Below are 16,116 nucleotides of genomic sequence, written 5' to 3' on the forward strand. Positions count from 1 at the left end.
TGTCCACAACGATTGTGGAAAGTTTCCGGTAGAGCCTGTGGATAGATGCGCTATGTCGTTGAGCGCAAAGCGTGTGATGACAGCGTGACTAGCAATTGATCAGCGCAAACTTTGATCAACCCAACAGCTGCGGTGCGCTGTGCACCAACCACAGGGACAGCGCACCGAGACCGCTGCCAACGAGAATCGCGGCGAGCACGTCGCTCGGATAATGCAAGCCAAGAATCACGCGTGATGCCGCCACCAGTGCCGTGAACGTCAACAGCAGCGGCGCGAGCAGTGGGTACCACGCCAGCGCTACGATGGTGAAGCCCACCGCCTGCAGCGTGTGCCCAGAGGGAAAACTGAATTCATCCAGCGGCGGCACGTGCGCGATCACGCCGGGGCAGGTGCGGAAAGGACGCGGGCGGCGTGTCCAGCGCTTCAACACGCGATACAGGCCCAGTGCCACCAGACCGGTGACCGCCATGTGCGCGGCGGCTTCCAGGCCGCGGCGACCGTCGATCAGTGCCAGTGCCAGCATCAGCGCGTACCAGAACACGCCGTCGCCGAGACGGCTGATGATGCTGAAGAACAAACCGACAGCATGGCGCGCGCCCCAGCGATTGGCGGCGATGCACATGCGCCGGTCGAACGCGTGGCGCGGTAGCGCGACGGGCTCAGGCAGGTGCGATGGTGACATGGCGGTCATGCATGTTCTCCTCGACCAGATCGCGCAGCAGGTTTTCGAATTCGCGGATCACCGCATCCGGCGAAAGCCGTTCGACGCTCGCTGTCGCGGCTTGGCCCATGTGGCGGATCAAGCCGATGTCGCCGCCCAGGGTCACGGCCGCGGCCGTAAAGGCGCGCCCTTCGCCGGAAGCAATGCGGAAGCCGTTGACGCCGTCGACCAGATGCTCGCGCGCGGCGCCTTCCGCGTAGGCCACCACCGGCAGGCCAGCGGCGAGCGCTTCCAGGATCACGTTGCCGAAGGTTTCGCTGAGGCTCGGGAAGGGGAACAGGTCCGCGCTGGCGTAATGCGCGGCCAATGTTTCATCGCGCTTCACGCCCACGAAAAGGAAATCTGGATGCGCTCCCTGCAATGCAGCGCGCGCGGGACCATCGCCCACCCACACATAGCGCGCCTTCGGTGCCACCTGCTGGATCGCGCGGAAGGTTTCTACCGCCAGCTCAAGGTTCTTTTCTGGTGCGATGCGGCCCACGTAGAGCACCACCGGCGTATCCGCGTCCACGCCCCAGCTTTCGCGCAGCGCATTGTCGCGCTTGGACGGATGAAACAGCTTGGTATCCACTGCTCGACGCAGCAGGCGCACGTGATCCACGCCCATGGCGGTGAGTTCCGCCGCGAGCGCGTCGGTGGGCACCAGGGTGATGTTCGCGCGCTGATGGAAGCGGCGCAGATAACCGTGCACCACCGGCGTGAGAAAACCCACGCCGTAGTGGTTGGCGTAGGTGTCGAAACGAGTGTGGAAGCCGGTAGCGACAGGAATGCCCAGACGCACCGCAGTCTTTACCGCCGACCGGCCCAGCGGGCCTTCCGTCGCCACGTAGATCGCGTCAGGGCGGCGTTGCGTCCAGCGCTGGCGCAAGGTGCGTGGTGCGGGAAGTCCGAAGCGCAGGCCCGGATAGCGGGGCAGGGCCGCGCCGCGCGTTTCCAGTGCATGGATACCGGGTTCGTCGGGGTGGCTGGTTGCCTGACGGGGACGGATGAGATCGATCTCGTGGCCCTTTGTGGCCAGACCGGTCGCCAGACCATGTACGGTGAGTGCGACACCGTTGATCTCCGGCGGATACGTCTCGCTGATGATGCCGATACGCATGGCGCATCCTCGTCTTGTACGGCGGTATGGTCCTCTTGCGCCGTTTCGTAGCGATGGCGGGCACGTGACAAGGCGGTTACGGGTGTTACCGAATGGGGAAAACGGTGTCCTGGAGGGTCTAACTCGGTTAGATTGCGTGAACGGATATCTGGATCAGGAGGCTCTCATGAAACGTCTGCTGCTTGCTGTTGCGTTCGTTGCCGTTACAGGTTCCGCCATGGCCGCCGAGGCACCCGCCTTGCCAGTCACCAAAGCCCCGGCCGGGGCCGAGGTCTACATCATCTCGCCACAAGATGGCGCCACCGTTTCGCAGAGCTTTACCGTGCGTTTTGGCCTGAAGGGCATGGGCGTGGCGCCCGCGGGTGATGCACACGAGAAAACCGGACACCATCACCTGCTGGTGGATGTAAAGGAATTGCCCGCAGCCGGCCAACCGATTCCGAAGGATGAACAGCATCTCCACTTCGGGAACGGCCAGACCGAAACCACGCTGAAGCTGACGCCCGGCACACATACGCTGCAGTTGGAACTGGGTGATAGCAACCACATCCCGTTCGATCCGCCTGTGGTGTCGAAGGTGGTTACGGTGCACGTGAAATAAGCGCGGCGTCTAAGCTCGCGACCAACTACTCCCTCCCTCCCTTGCTTGCAGGGGAGGGCCGGGGTGGGGTGAGTACTTGCTTCAGACTTCTCCGCAGGCATTCACCCCCTACCAACCTCTCCCTGCAAGCAGGGGGAGGAGTTTGTTAGAGGAGTTGGGGTGGGATCAGCTAAAATTTCCCGTTCCATCCGCCGCATCGCCGAGCTCATGACCGTCCGCACCCGCTTCGCTCCCAGCCCCACCGGTTTCCTGCACATCGGCGGTGCGCGCACCGCGCTGTACTGCTGGCTGGAAGCGCGTCGTCGCGGCGGCGAATTTCTGCTGCGCATCGAGGACACCGATCGCGAACGCTCCACGGATGCGGCCGTTGCGGCCATTCTCGATGCCATGCAATGGCTGGATCTCAGCGCCGATGCGGCGCCGATCTACCAGACACATCGCCTGGAGCGCTACAAGCAGGTCGCGCTCGACTTAGTTGCAGCCGGCAAGGCGTACTACGCCTACGAATCCAAAGATGAAATCGAAGCGATGCGTGAAGCCGCCATGGCGCGCGGCGAGAAGCCGCGCTACAACGGCTATTACCGTGATCGCAACGAGCCGTATCGCGACGATCCCAACCGAGTAATCCGCTTCAAGAATCCGCTGGAAGGCACGGTGGTGTTCGACGACAAGGTGAAGGGCCGGGTGGAGTGGTCAAACACCGAGTTGGATGATCTGGTGATCTTCCGGTCCGACGGCTGGCCCACCTATAACTTCGCCGTGGTGGTCGATGACATCGACATGGGCATCACCGAAGTGATCCGCGGCGACGACCACGTCAACAATACGCCGCGCCAGATCAACATCTATCACGCGCTCGGCGCGAAGGTGCCGGAGTTCGCGCACCTGCCGATGATTCTGGACAAGGAAGGCAAGAAGCTTTCCAAGCGCACCAATTCGGTGAGCGTGATGGAGTACCGCGAAAACGGCTTTCTGCCGCACGCGATTCTCAACTACCTGGTGCGCCTGGGCTGGTCGCATGGCGATCAGGAAATCTTCTCGCGCGAAGAAATGATCAAGCTGTTCGACGTCGCCGATGTCAACAAGGCCGCTTCGCGCTTCGATACTGAAAAACTGCTGTGGCTCAACCAGCATTACCTGAAGACCGACGATCCGCAGACGCTGGCAGCCGAGTTCGGCTGGCACCTCGCGCGCGCTGGTGTCGACGCCACCAAAGGCCCCGCGCCGGTGGATGTCATCGTCGCCTTGCGTGACCGCGTGCAGACGCTGAAGGACATGGCCGAGCGCGCGAAGATCTGGTACGGCCCGATCACCGAGTGGGACGACAAGGCCGTGGCCAAGCATCTGAAGAATGACAGCGCGGTGCAGGTACTCGCCGCCGCGCGCGAACTGCTGGTCGCATGCGAGTGGAAACCCGAGCCGATCCATCAGGTGATCGAGCAAGTTGCAACGAAGCTGGAACTTGGCATGGGTAAAATCGCGCAACCTCTGCGCGTGGCCATGACCGGTACACAGGTATCACCGTCGATCGATCACACGATCTATCTCGCCGGGCGCGAGGTGGCGCTCAAGCGTATCGATGATGCGGTGGCATTGGCGCAAGCCTGACCAAGCTTTTCCCCTCTTCCCTCCGGGGGAGGGAGCCAAGGCGTTTCGCTCCACATAACGCAATACGCGAGTACGAATGGACGAACTGCTAGCCAAAGCCACCCAAGGCGTCGACATGGACGCCCCCGATGCCTTCCTGCACATTTTCATCAACCTGATGGCGATGGTGCCGTGGGCGGCATTGTTCTGGTGGAATCTGATCTTCGTCGCCGTCGGGGCGCTGCTTGGTTGGTGGCGCGGGCGCGTGCTGGCGGGCGTGATCTGGGCGCTGGTGTTGGGCCCGATCGGCTGGATTATCGTGTTGCTTGCCCCCAAATCAGCCAAACCCCCGCCGCTGCCGCGTTAGAGGCAGGTGTATGATCGCCACCGAGGTGAATTCATTGAGCAGCACATCCGCCAAGGCGCACACTCACCATCATCACGAAAGCCCTAGCGATTTCGTGGCGGCGGTGGAGCATGCCAGCGAGGAACGCGGCCTGCGCCTGACGCCGCTGCGCAAAGAGGTGCTGGAGCTGATCGCTGCGGCGGGCAAGCCGGTGAAGGCGTACGACCTGCTCGATCACCTGCGTGAACGCCATGGCAATGCCGCGCCGCCTACGGTTTACCGTGCGCTCGACTTTCTGCTCGAGAACGGCTTCATCCACAAGCTGGAATCAATCAACGCGTTCGTTTCCTGTCATCACCCGGCGGAAGCGCACCAGGTGCCGTTCCTGATCTGCGATGTCTGCTCCAGTGCGCAGGAAGTGTGCGACGAGCGCGTCGCGGAGCTGATCGAAGACCAGGCCAAAGCCTTCGGCTTTCGCCCCCAAGCCCAGACGCTGGAAGTGCACGGCGTGTGCAAGCAGTGCCGTAAGGCCTGATCCGCTTTTAGACACCATCGCCTGACCGGGGAGACGGGTGTCCCTTGCGGACATCTGTTGGATGTTATAATGTATCAAAATAATGCCGGTCCCCGCCGGCCATTCGCATGGTGTTGTCCCGCTCATGGATCCCACGCTAACGCCGCCGAACTCCCCCCGCTGGTGGAACATCGCCGATCGTATCGGCGCGACCGCTTCATTCCTTTGCGCCATCCACTGCGCCGCCTTGCCGTTCGTGCTGGCGATCTTGCCGTTGCTGGGCTTGAGCTTTCTCGCCGATCACGCTTTCGAACGCGGCTTCGTGCTGTTCGCCAGCACATTGGCGCTGTTCGCCCTCGTCAATGGCTACCGCCGCCACCACCGTGTGCTGCCGCTGCGGCTGGCTTTGCCCGGACTCACGCTGCTGGTTGTTGGCGTGACGTTCGCGGAAGGCTATTCGATCATGGTGCACAGCGTGCTGGTGACTTGCGGCGGCTTGCTGGTGGCGTCCGCGCACTTCTGCAATCTTCGCTTCGATCGCCAGTACGGCCACGTGCACGGTACCCACTGCGCGCATGGATGAACCGCGTTTATGCGCGGTGATTGTGTAACGGCCGCACCGCTTTTTAGCATGACGGCATGAATCACGCGCACAGCCACGCTCATCACGACCACGCCCATGATCACGCTCACGAAGCGGGCGTAGGCGGGCGCGAGCGCAAATTGCTGTTCGCCTTCGTGCTTACCGCGGGCATGATGCTCGTGGAGGCGGCGGGTGGCTGGTGGTCCGGCTCGCTGGCGCTGCTGGCCGATGCCGGCCACATGCTGGTGGATGCGGCCGCGCTGCTGCTTGCATTGTTTGCGGCGCGGATGGCGCGGCGCCCAGCCGATGCGCGACGCACCTACGGTTATGGCCGCATCGAAGTGCTGGCTGGCTTCGTGAATGCGTTGACGCAGTTCGTGCTGGTCGGGCTGATCGCCTACGAAGCCATCGATCGCATCTTCAAGCCGGTGGAAATTCTCTCCGGCGTCATGTTCTGCGTGGCCGTTGCCGGCTTGCTGGTGAATCTGATCGTGCTGCGCAGCCTGCATGACCACGCGCACGATGACGTGAACATCGGCGCGGCCAGCCTGCACGTGCTAGGCGACCTGCTTGGTTCGGTCGGCGCGGTGCTTGCCGCCTTGGCAGTGCGCTGGCTGGGCTGGAATTGGGCGGACCCGGCGCTATCGCTGCTGGTTTCGCTGCTGATTCTCAACAGTGCATGGCAGTTGCTGCGGCGCTCCACGCATATCCTGCTGGAAGGCGTGCCCGAAGGCATGGACCCGCGCGAAGTGGAAACCGCGCTGCGCGCTGCCGATACGTCGATCCGCGACGTGCACCATCTGCACGTATGGCAGCTCGCCTCCGGCTCGCGCATGGCTACGCTGCATCTTGAGCTGCATCAACAGGATGACGGTGCGCGCGTGCTGGCTGCGGTCAACCGCACCCTGCTGGAGCGCTTTGGGATCCGCCACGCCACGGTGCAGATCGACCCGGGGCACTGCCCGGACGGCAGCCCCGGCTGCCATACCCAGCACCCGCCTCATTAGCGGCCCAAGGAGCCTGGCCGACTCAAGTCCGACGGGCTCCACGCCAACCCGCTTGCGCTTTGGCCTGCCGCTGCTACGATGACAGACCGTCAACAGCATTACGCATCAAGGAGCTTCCTATGGGCAAGGGCGATCGCAAAACCCGCCGGGGCAAGACCTACCGTGGCAGCTACGGCAACACCCGCGCGCACACCGCTCAGCCCGCGGTGGCTGGCACCAAGGCGACCGTGACCAAGCCGGCTGCCGTGAAGAAGGCTGCCCCCGCGCCGAAGAAGAAGTCGGCCTGAGTTTTCAGCTCACCGATAAGAAAAGCCCCCGCTAGTCGGGGGCTTTTTATTGCGTGCACGCGATGGGATGACTGCCATCGGGCAGGGCGACATGAAATTAGTCAGTTCAATGTCCGCACGCGAAAGTTGCGGCCCTTGATCTTGCCTGCGCGCAACCGTTCCAGTGCTTTGCTCGCCAGGGCACGGCTGATCGCCACATAGGCTCGCGTGGCGTAGACGTCGATCTTGCCGACGTCATCGGCATGGAGGCCGGCATCCCCGGTGAGGGCGCCCAGGATGTCGCCGGGACGCAGTTTGTCCTGGCGGCCTGCGTCGATCACCAGAGTTTTCATGGGTGCGAGATTCAATGTCTTGTCGCGTGGGGGCGCAATTTTTAGTGGGCGCCATGTCAGTGCGGTTCCCTGCGCTTGTTCGATGTTGTCCGTTTTGGGCTTTTCGCGTGGCGTGCAAAGCGATATCGCCAGGCCGCTTTCCCCGGCGCGGCCGGTGCGACCGATGCGGTGCGTATGCGTATCGGGATCGTGGGCGATGTCGTAACTGATCACCAAGGGCAGCCCGACAATATCAAGCCCGCGAGCGGCGACATCGGTGGCAACCAGCACGGCACAACTGCGATTGGCGAAGCGCACCAGCACCTCATCGCGGTCGCGCTGTTCCATGTCGCCGTGCAAGGCCAGCGCGGAAAAGCCACGGTGATCCAGCTCCTGCGCCACGGCATCCACATCGCGCCGCATGTTGCAAAACACCAAGGCATGCTGGCCGCGCTCGCTGGCCAGCAACTGGGCCAGCGCATCGAGTTTTCGTGCCGGGTCCACTTCGATGAACTGCTGCTCAATAAGGGATCGGGTTTGCGACGGCGCCTCCACCGTGATCTCGATCGGATCGCGTTGAACCCGGCGGCTCACGGCACGGATTTCTTCCGGGTAGGTGGCCGAGAACAGGAGTGTCTGGTGATGTTTGGCGATGCGCCCGACGATGTCATCAATGGCTTCGCTGAAACCCATGTCCAGCATGCGGTCCGCTTCGTCCAGCACCAGCACCTTGATGCCGCCGCCATGCAAGCTGCCGCGCTTGAGATGTTCTTGTACGCGTCCGGGCGTGCCGACCACGATATGCGGATCATGCGTAAGCGAAGCCAACTGCGGTCCGAGCGGCATGCCGCCGCACAAAGTCAGCAGCTTTACGTTTGGGATATTCGCGGCGAGTTTGCGAATGGCCTTGCTCACCTGGTCGGCCAGTTCGCGGGTGGGACAGAGCACCAAGGCTTGCAGGCGGATTGTTTCCACGCTTAGCGATTGCAGCAGGCTCAGGCCGAATGCGGCGGTTTTGCCGCTGCCCGTTTGCGCCTGGGCCAGCACGTCGCGGCCTTCGAGCATGGCAGGAAGGCTTTTCGCCTGGATCGGGGTCATCTCGGGATAGCCGAGCGTCTCGATGCTAGCGAGCAGGGCGGGTTTGAGGGGGAGGGAGTCGAAGGCAGTCATACAGCATGATCGCACGATCGGCTGTTATAACGGCGCTGACGCAGTATCTATCTGCACGCGACGCATCAACTGCTTTTCGGCGCAGGGCTCTTAAGGCGCGACAAATCAATGTTCGAACGGAGTGGATTCGGGCGGTGTTTGGCCTTTCCATGCGCCACTGTCGATGGCTTGATGGCAAATGCTCAGGTACTGGGCCAGCGATTCGGAGTCATCGGCAGTCCAGCTTCTTCCATGGATGTTGGGTGGATCGCACACACCCGTCAGCGTGTAGTTCCCCATATATGGAGGCAACGGGCGCCAACATGGGTCGGGTATTTTCAGGCCCTGCGTGCAGAACACGAAAGGATCGCCGGCCCGAAATCGCAAGTCGTCCTGGGCGATAGCTGGCAACGCAAGCATCAATGTAACGAAAGCGACAACCACGGGCGCGAGTGAAATGACTGCTCTGTGGATAGCTGATGCGCGGTCCCTCGAGACATTGATCAAGGGTCTCGCAATCTGTGGCAAACCGATCATGTCACCACCGAGCGCGGTGATTTGCGATCCGGCGGTGGCCCGATTTCCCGCTGCCCTTGCGGTTTTCGTAGAACGCCTCCAGCCATTGCTCCGGTCGCAAGTCATCCATCGATATGCCTTCGGCGGCAGCGCACTCTTGCAACACGGTATGCGTGATCTGGATATTGTCGGTAGATGCGGAGATCACCGCGAGGGCATCGTCCATGCCGCGGAGATCCAACTGGCAGACCGACGATGCGTGGCCTTGTTTCACGAGAAATCGGCGCGAACGTTCGTCGAGGCTTACCACCACCTGGTATTCCGCCTCAGTCAGCTTGAGGCCCTGGATGTAATCCTCGCGGCTGGCATTCGGATTGGGCAGCAGGATCATGGTGGCGGTCTGTTCGACCAGTGCGGCGGCGATGTCGCTGGCGAGTGCGTCTTCCGGGCTCTGAGTGGCGAAGATGCCGAGGCCGTTTTGCTTGCGGATGGTTTTCTGCTTGTTCTTAGCGAAATCCTTCAGGCCACCCTTGCCATCGAGAATCTTCCAGAACTCGTCCATCACGTAGATCAGCGGTCGGCCGTCGATCAGCGCTTCCAGACGGTGCAGCAGGTAGTTGATCACCGGAACGCGCACTTCCGGGTTGTCGATGATGTCGGTGTAATCGAAGCCGATGATGTTGGCGCGAGTAAGGTCGATGGTGTCGCTGGGATTGTCGAACACCCATCCCAGCGCATGGCCGGCGGTCCATTTGCGCAGGCGCATGAAGAGACCATCATCTCCCATGTTGGGCAGGCTCTTCTGGAAATTGGTCATGTTGCGCAGATGGACGGGCGTGTCGAGCATGTTCTCCACCGCGCGAAAGATGTCTTCCTCCTCGCGTGAGCTGTAAGCGCTCTTACCGGCCAGCACTTTGATGAGCTCGGCCAGGAACTGCAGATTGGCTTCGGTGCGTTCGCAATGAAAGGGATTGAAGCCCGTGGGCTGGCCGTTCTCCAACGCAAGATAGTTGCCGCCGCAGGCACGCACGAAGATCTCCGCGCCGCGATCTTTATCGAAGAAGAAGATCGTGGGCGAGGGTTTGAGCTTCTGTACCTGGCTGAGCAGGAAATTGATCAGCGCGGTTTTGCCGGTGCCGGACTTGCCGATCACCATGGTGTTGCCGATAGCTTTCTCGCCCAGCGAGTTTTCGGCCGGATGCGTGGCGTGGAAATTGAAGTAGTAAGGCTGGCCGTTGATGGTCTGCAGCGTGGTTACGCACTCGCCCCAAGGGTTATTTTCCTTCTTGCCGATCGCGAAGTTATGCAGCGGCGACAGGCCGAGGAAGTTCAACGAGCTGACGTTGGCCAAGCGCGTGCGATATTTCCAATTGGCCGGGAACTGCGCGTAGAACGATGCAGTGACAGCCAGATCCTCCTTTACCGACACGAAGCCCGCGTTGGAAAGCTCGGCGCGGGCCGCGGCGATCTGCTGCGAAAGCAGCTCCTGGTTGGAAGCGTAAATCGCCATGCTGAAATGATATTCACCCAGCACGAAGTTGCCGGAGGCGAGCTGGTCCATCGCATGATCCAGTTCCACGATCTGGCTTACGGCTTTGTCGCCGGAAGAAATCATCATGCCCTTGGTGCGTTCGAGCGCTTTGAGCGCGTCCTGTCGCCCCATTGGGCTGAATGAGTGAGTGATGACGTATTCGAAGTCGAGGTACTTCAGACCGTTCAAAATGCCCGGATAGGTCGCTTCCGTGTATTCCTTGATATTCAACAGGGCGCCGAAATGATTGACGCCGTTGGGTGTGGTAATCACGAAGTCGCCGGTCTTACTGGAAAAGCGTTGGCGGCTGACCGGCAGATAGCCGTGCACAGGGGCTTGCAACACCGGTACCGGTTCGTCGATGCGGTTGAGCAGATAGCCGTAAAATTCCAGCGCTTCGGAAAACACCACGCCGTTGGAAGCCTCGTACATGCCAAGTCGAGTGGGTGCGTAATCCTTTAACACGGCTTCCACGTTACCGGCCAACTCCTGCACGGTGGCGATCGCGTGCTGCTGCTGAGCTTCCAGTTGCTCGATATCGGAGGATTTTTCCGCAAAGCGTTTGCCGCTGACCATCGGGCGATAGATCATGCTGACGTAGAGCTCGTTCTGCATCAGCTTCTGCGCGGACAGCGCGCCGAAATACGCATTCGACAGCGACTGGTTGAACACCTGCTCAAAACGGCTGCTGTCCTTGATGCGATGTCGGCGCCGCACGTCGTGAACCCAGAAAGCGACATTGACGAAATCCGGCGCGCGCAAGGTTTGCAACATGCGGTTGAAGGCGTTGTGGCGGTGTTCCAGATCCCATTCCTCGCGCCCCACGAATGGTAACCCGCCGAGCCGCCACGTCAGCAGGAAATCGCCGCCGGTGGTCTTGAGCACGGTAGGGGATACATGAGTGGAGAGCGGGATAAAATCGCTGATGGGTGCGTCCGGTGTGAACATAGTCGGCTGTCGTTTGAATAAGGAGGCGACCGGCGTGGGCTTCGATGCCGGTCGCGGGATGCGTTACTTTCGCTTGTGCTGTTCGCGATAGCTGTTAGGTGTAAATGCCCACATGCCGTCGTGCTGCTGGAGATTTCTTACCCGCGTGCGGAACTGCAGGCGCAAACCCAGAAGCCGAAAGATCATTTCGTCGCGCTTGGCCATCTGGCGCATCACGAAAATCATCGGCGGCATCAGCAGCAGGAAGAACATGTTGAAGTACATCGCCAGCAGAAGGCATGCACCTGCGCCAAGAAAGAAGGGCACGTAAGGCACGCCCATGAACATGGGCGGGCGCGTGCAGCCGCGGAACAGTGCGTTTTTATGCATAAAAGCTGCTCAGGTAATGCATCACCATGCTGGTGGTAGCCGAGCACGACTGCCCGGTGTCGCCGACCAGCATTTTGGCGATCTGGCCACCCGCACCAATCAACAGACCGCCGATCAGCACCGGCGCCACGTCGGTAATGCGCTTGTGTGCAAAAGCGATCTGGTAGCCGGAAAAGGCCACTGCAACGGTGACGGCGGTGATCGAGGCCATGTTCAGCAGATTGTTGATATTGCTGAAGAAGCCGCAGACCTTCTGGTCCGTGCCACCAAGATCCTGAGCGAGAACCACGCCGGGTAACATCATGGCGCCAAGCACGACCAGACTCACGAGCATGAATGCAAGCATTTGCTGCGGCTGGAAGGAAGCATGGTGGTTGGGCGAGGTGGACTTCATGGCAGATTTCCTTATGAGTGGAGTGAAACGATGCGGCGTTCCGGATTGCCGCGTGGATGTAGGCACGGGGATGGCCTGGTATGAAGGTGAAGGGTGCAGCTAGAAGACGAATGCGTTATCGCTGCCTCCTTGGTGAAGATCTGCTTGATCGACTGGCGATGTCGGCAAAGTGGTCTGTTGCGCATCGGTCGACGTGGGTGGTACATCGTTTGGGCCACGCACTTGCGGTACGAAAATCGCGGAAACAGTCTCGTTGTTGAATGGGGTTTCCTGGGGCGGTGCGTTGGCATGAGCTGGTGCAGCGGTTGCCGTGGTGATGGTTGCCGCAACCGCGGTATCCAGCATGTTGCTGCGTATGGCAACGCGATAAGCCGGACTATCCGGCGCAGGCGTCGTACGTATGACGGGTGCCTCGCGTGATGCGCTCGTCGTTTCAGTCAGCGGTATGGGTGCCACTGCATCGTTTCGCACGCCGTCGACCGTGATGGTGCGACGGATCGAATCGTAGATCTTCTGCACATAACCGTCGCGATAGCCGGTGACGAAATCGCCGGCGTAGTAGCAGCTGAACGACTTGCCCCAATCGCCGCCGGCGCTGGCGTAGCAATCGGCCAGAATCCGCGACGCAGCCATCAGATTCGGGCAGGCCTGAAAAGCTTGCTCATAGGAAGCAAGACCATACTTATCGAGGTTATAGCGATTGACCTGCGCCAACCCCACCGAAAAGTTGTAGCCCTTCGCTTCGAGCATTTGCACGGTAGCGAGCGCTTCGTCCAGGTTCCGCGGCTGGCGCACCAGTTGGCCTCCCACCACACCGATGGCGAAGGGGTTGGCCGCTGACTCCACATGAACGACGTGCTGCATCACCTCGGCGGGAACCGCGAGGTTTTGACAACCCATCATTGCAAATCCTGCTGCCATGTTGCTTCCTCCCTGAGGTCAAACAAATTCCCTGCTCACGGCGCATCCGCGGCCGTGTTGCGAAGCGGATTGAAATCGATACCGGTGATGTAGCGGCGCCCTGCATGCGCCTTGATGTGCACCACGATGTCGATGGTCAGCTTCAGCAGGCGTTTGATGGTTTCGAATTCCAAGCCAGCGCCCTCGCGTGACGCCTTCACCATCAGGGCCAGCTGATCCCAGGTCTGCTCCGTGCTGCCGGCATGGCAGCTCGTAATCGAGCCAGGGTGGCCGGAGGCACAATTGCGGATGAAGTAGAACGACTCGTCGCCGCGCAACTCCGCCAGGATGATGCGGTCAGGCTTCATGCGCAGACAGGCTTCCATGCAAGTTTGAGCGTTGACATTGCTGCTGCCCTGGCCGCCCTTGGAGTAAAGCAGATGCACGACATTTGGCTGGTCGATGAACAGCTCCCGCGCATCCTCGATGGTCACCAGCCGCTCGCCAGGTGGAATGTGATGCACTAGCGATTTCATGAACGTGGTTTTGCCGCTGCCGGTGGCACCGGAAACGACGATGTTTTTCTTGTAGAGCACTGCCTTGCGGAAGAAGTCCGCGTAGCGACGTGCTGCACGCAGATCTAGCAATTCGCGATCCTGCTCGCCGAGGCCGTGTGCATTTTCCAGAATCTCGTCGAAAAAACCGCCGCTCTCGTATTGCGCAAGCGTTTTCGTTTGCCTGGATGGCAAGCGTATGGTGATCGACACCTTGCCGGACTCGCAGGCCGGCGGAATGACGAATTGCGCACGCTGCCCGGTGGGGAAGGTGAGCGACACCATCGGCTCAGCATCAGTAATGCGCTGGCCGGTATGGCTCTCGTTGACGACCGCCGTGCAGAACTGCCGCGCGCGCTCGAAGGTAAGCGTGGATACTTCCACCCGCTGCCATCCATCGCGGCTTTCCAGGTAAAGCTCGCCCGGGCGGTTGATGCAGATTTCCGTAACCTCTTGCGAGGCCATGAATCCCCGAATGCCCAGCACCTCATACTGGTAATCTAGAAAGTCGTTCGAGATGGGAGTGATGGCGGCGTCCATGCCCATGGCGTTACCTACTCAACCCATGGCTTTGTTGACGCGCCGGCTGCAGTACCTGCTCGCGGGCTTGCACCTGTGCACGCTCTTGCGCAACCTGTATCCATGCCGCGCTGGACTGTTCGATGGGCGTGTTAATCGCGTCTACCACCGAGACGACAGCAAAACGGTTGAGTGGCGAATGGCTTCTGTCCATAGCGAAGGCGTGGGAAGCGTCCTCGCTAAGTACGACGTGGCTGATCTGGTTGATCCCTTCGCGGTGTGCAGCCACGGTCAGTGACGCCGCTAGGTTATCGCTGCGTTGATCCGAGTTGTGGCCATGCTCCGCATCCAGACGATGTATGGCATCGCGCGCCTGTTGGTACAAATCATGGACAGGATGTGAGGCATCGCTCAGAAGGCGGTGGGCAATATCACGACCTTGGCCGACAGCCTGCGAGATATCCTGCACAGCATGCCGGACATTGCGTTCAAGCACGTCGCTGCCCATGGCCTTGCCCAGGTGATCCAGATAGGTGTTTACGTCGCCGGCAGTCTCCTTGATCTGGTCAGCGATATGTTCGCCTACGCGATCAATGGCGTTGATACCAAGCATGGCGGTGTTGGTTGCTGTGTTCCATGCATAGCGAGCATTTTCGGTCGTGCGATGTGCGGCTAGCTCCGTGATCTTTCCGGCGTGCTCGAAATCGCCTTGCAGCGCAGCTGTCGCCGCACGACCGGCCAAGTGCACAGCGGTCTGCTGCTTCTGCTGAAGCTCCCATGGCAAGGACAAGGTATTGGCGCGCAGTGCCTGGATGTCAGCGCGATAAAGGCCGATAGCCTTGCCATGTGCACGAGCGCGAGCTTCGTTATCTGGGGAAAGGTCCGAACGCGTCAAGCCTGGATTATTCGGGGCGAAATTGTCGATGCCGTGCGCGGCGAAACTGAGGGCAGTAAGTGGATTGCGCAAACTTTGCGCGGTCACGTTGTTGTCATAGCCAGCGTGCTTGAGCTGCTCGATGTCCTCGGGAGTGGCAAGTTCAACGACCTTGCCGAAGTGGCGACTGGCCGCGCTCACCACGTCGGTCATGCGCACGTAGTTTGTGACCTGTGAGCCACCTTCGGGGATGCGATAACCCATATCGACAGCGCCATAGGCGTTGAAGGTAACACCATGCATGCCGAATTCGTGGGCGAGGATTTCGGTAATGGCGCCGCCCAGGGAGTGGCCGGTGACGGTGATGGATGGGGTGGAGCGGTTCTGTAGAGCTGATTGCTTTTCGACCTCATGTTTTACGCGATCAGCAAAGCCCTTTGCATCCACTATCTGGGCATTCAGACCCGCGACCACCATGCCGGCGTCGGTGAGTGCGTCCGACCAGTTCTTTTCTGTACCGCGGCTGGCAATCACAACTTCTTCGGTGTCAAGACGTTGATAGGCGGTGCCTTGATAACCAGTGAAGGAGTTGCTGTAGCGGTCGAAGACTTTGTAGATCACACCACCAAGTATTATTTTTTTTCCCTTCTCTCGATTGTTGTAAGAGTCGCTGCATAGGACCGCGTAGTCTTTGACAGTGATAGTCATTGAAAGCTTTCCTTAGCTGAGAGTGTTACCGAGAAGGTGTTCTCTCGCTTAATCGTTGGAAAGTTGGATAAGTCGGTAAAGCCACTCGGAAATCTCTCCGTATCGTTGTCAAGATAGTCTTGACGAACGAATGAGGTGGTGGCCGACTTTTGTGAGAAAAGATCTTCAGCAGGAAGGCTTGCGTCGAGCATGGCCTTGTTGACCTTTAGGCGAGCGGTAGTCAACATCAGCGACCAACGACAAACCCCTAGACCGAAGTAGTCCTCGTCCTGGAAGTAGTCGCCGAAGACCGTTGCCTTATAGACATTATTGGTCACCTTGGTAAAGACGATCTCCGGATTCTTTTCAGGTGGGATTCGCATCCGATTCCACGATGGACCGGTTTCGGGTACGCAGGCCGCATTGGTGACGTCGTATTGCAGATACCCTGTCACCGAATCGAACGGACCTGGCGCGTTTTCGATGGTCAGAGTGACCTCATAGCGCATTTTGGGATTTGGGTTCTTTTTGGTGTCGACGTGTTGAGTGGACATGCTGCATGCGGAGGTAAGTGTGGATAGCGCCAGGATAAGTGCCGCGGTCAATGTAAATCGCATGG

Annotated in this window: 17 protein-coding genes; 7 read left to right on the forward strand and 10 right to left on the reverse strand. The window is 60.1% G+C overall.

From position 1 onward, the window contains the following. Positions 1 to 115: 115 nt before the first annotated feature. Entirely contained in the window at positions 116 to 691 is a 576-nt protein-coding gene (locus ISP18_RS09175) for a phosphatase PAP2 family protein (RefSeq protein ID WP_380009827.1), read from the reverse strand. Continuing rightward, positions 660 to 1,820 carry a glycosyltransferase family 4 protein gene (locus ISP18_RS09180; protein WP_380009830.1) on the reverse strand — a complete coding sequence of 387 codons (1,161 nt, stop codon included), beginning with the start codon at positions 1,818 to 1,820 and terminating at the stop codon, positions 660 to 662. The genes ISP18_RS09175 and ISP18_RS09180 overlap by 32 nt, the downstream gene beginning before the upstream one ends. Positions 1,821 to 1,986: 166 nt before the next feature. On the opposite strand from ISP18_RS09180, the gene ISP18_RS09185 reads away from it, so the two are divergent. The 7 genes from ISP18_RS09185 (at position 1,987) to ISP18_RS09215 (ending at position 6,745) form a co-directional block, all read left to right on the forward strand. Then, positions 1,987 to 2,421 (forward strand): DUF4399 domain-containing protein, encoded by a 435-nt coding sequence (locus tag ISP18_RS09185; protein WP_380009833.1) that lies wholly within the window; start codon positions 1,987 to 1,989, stop codon positions 2,419 to 2,421. Positions 2,422 to 2,628: 207 nt separating this feature from the next. Beyond that, the gene (gene gltX / locus ISP18_RS09190; RefSeq protein WP_380009837.1) at positions 2,629 to 4,029 is read left to right on the forward strand and encodes a glutamate--tRNA ligase; all 1,401 of its coding nucleotides are present in this window, start codon (positions 2,629 to 2,631) and stop codon (positions 4,027 to 4,029) included. Positions 4,030 to 4,105: 76 nt separating this feature from the next. Continuing rightward, on the forward strand, positions 4,106 to 4,375 hold the full coding sequence (locus ISP18_RS09195) for a hypothetical protein (RefSeq protein ID WP_380009840.1): 270 nt from the start codon (positions 4,106 to 4,108) through the stop codon (positions 4,373 to 4,375). Positions 4,376 to 4,385: 10 nt separating this feature from the next. Next, positions 4,386 to 4,889: a transcriptional repressor gene (locus ISP18_RS09200; protein ID WP_380009843.1), complete on the forward strand. Its 504-nt coding sequence runs from the start codon at positions 4,386 to 4,388 to the stop codon at positions 4,887 to 4,889. A gap of 124 nt (positions 4,890 to 5,013) precedes the next feature. Further along, the gene (locus ISP18_RS09205; protein ID WP_380009846.1) at positions 5,014 to 5,451 is read left to right on the forward strand and encodes a MerC domain-containing protein; all 438 of its coding nucleotides are present in this window, start codon (positions 5,014 to 5,016) and stop codon (positions 5,449 to 5,451) included. 56 nt (positions 5,452 to 5,507) lie between these two features. Further along, on the forward strand, positions 5,508 to 6,458 hold the full coding sequence (locus ISP18_RS09210; protein ID WP_380009849.1) for a cation diffusion facilitator family transporter: 951 nt from the start codon (positions 5,508 to 5,510) through the stop codon (positions 6,456 to 6,458). A 119-nt stretch (positions 6,459 to 6,577) separates the two neighbouring features. Next, the gene (locus ISP18_RS09215; RefSeq protein WP_380009852.1) at positions 6,578 to 6,745 is read left to right on the forward strand and encodes a 30S ribosomal protein THX; all 168 of its coding nucleotides are present in this window, start codon (positions 6,578 to 6,580) and stop codon (positions 6,743 to 6,745) included. 101 nt (positions 6,746 to 6,846) lie between these two features. Here the strand turns inward: ISP18_RS09215 and dbpA are convergent, their stop codons facing one another. The 8 genes from dbpA to ISP18_RS09255 all read right to left on the reverse strand — a co-directional run bounded on the left by dbpA (position 6,847) and on the right by ISP18_RS09255 (position 16,114). Further along, complete coding sequence (gene dbpA / locus ISP18_RS09220) at positions 6,847 to 8,226, reverse strand: ATP-dependent RNA helicase DbpA (protein ID WP_380009855.1); 1,380 nt, start codon at positions 8,224 to 8,226, stop codon at positions 6,847 to 6,849. A 517-nt stretch (positions 8,227 to 8,743) separates the two neighbouring features. Next, the gene (locus tag ISP18_RS09225; protein ID WP_380009858.1) at positions 8,744 to 11,200 is read right to left on the reverse strand and encodes a VirB4 family type IV secretion/conjugal transfer ATPase; all 2,457 of its coding nucleotides are present in this window, start codon (positions 11,198 to 11,200) and stop codon (positions 8,744 to 8,746) included. 63 nt (positions 11,201 to 11,263) lie between these two features. Then, on the reverse strand, positions 11,264 to 11,569 hold the full coding sequence (locus ISP18_RS09230; protein ID WP_380009861.1) for a type IV secretion system protein VirB3: 306 nt from the start codon (positions 11,567 to 11,569) through the stop codon (positions 11,264 to 11,266). Next, entirely contained in the window at positions 11,562 to 11,903 is a 342-nt protein-coding gene (locus ISP18_RS09235; protein WP_380011000.1) for a TrbC/VirB2 family protein, read from the reverse strand. The genes ISP18_RS09230 and ISP18_RS09235 overlap by 8 nt, the downstream gene beginning before the upstream one ends. Before the next feature lie 159 nt (positions 11,904 to 12,062). After that, positions 12,063 to 12,884, reverse strand: coding sequence for a lytic transglycosylase domain-containing protein (locus tag ISP18_RS09240; protein WP_380009864.1), 822 nt, complete (start codon positions 12,882 to 12,884; stop codon positions 12,063 to 12,065). A gap of 35 nt (positions 12,885 to 12,919) precedes the next feature. Further along, positions 12,920 to 13,957: a P-type DNA transfer ATPase VirB11 gene (gene virB11 / locus ISP18_RS09245; protein WP_380011002.1), complete on the reverse strand. Its 1,038-nt coding sequence runs from the start codon at positions 13,955 to 13,957 to the stop codon at positions 12,920 to 12,922. Between the two features lie 10 nt (positions 13,958 to 13,967). Beyond that, positions 13,968 to 15,518 (reverse strand): XVIPCD domain-containing protein, encoded by a 1,551-nt coding sequence (locus ISP18_RS09250; protein ID WP_380009867.1) that lies wholly within the window; start codon positions 15,516 to 15,518, stop codon positions 13,968 to 13,970. Then, positions 15,515 to 16,114, reverse strand: a complete 600-nt coding sequence (locus tag ISP18_RS09255) for a hypothetical protein (protein WP_380009870.1) — start codon at positions 16,112 to 16,114, stop codon at positions 15,515 to 15,517. The genes ISP18_RS09250 and ISP18_RS09255 overlap by 4 nt, the downstream gene beginning before the upstream one ends. Positions 16,115 to 16,116: the final 2 nt, after the last annotated feature.

Source organism: Dyella humi (assembly GCF_044904605.1).
Classification (GTDB): domain Bacteria; phylum Pseudomonadota; class Gammaproteobacteria; order Xanthomonadales; family Rhodanobacteraceae; genus Dyella_B; species Dyella_B humi.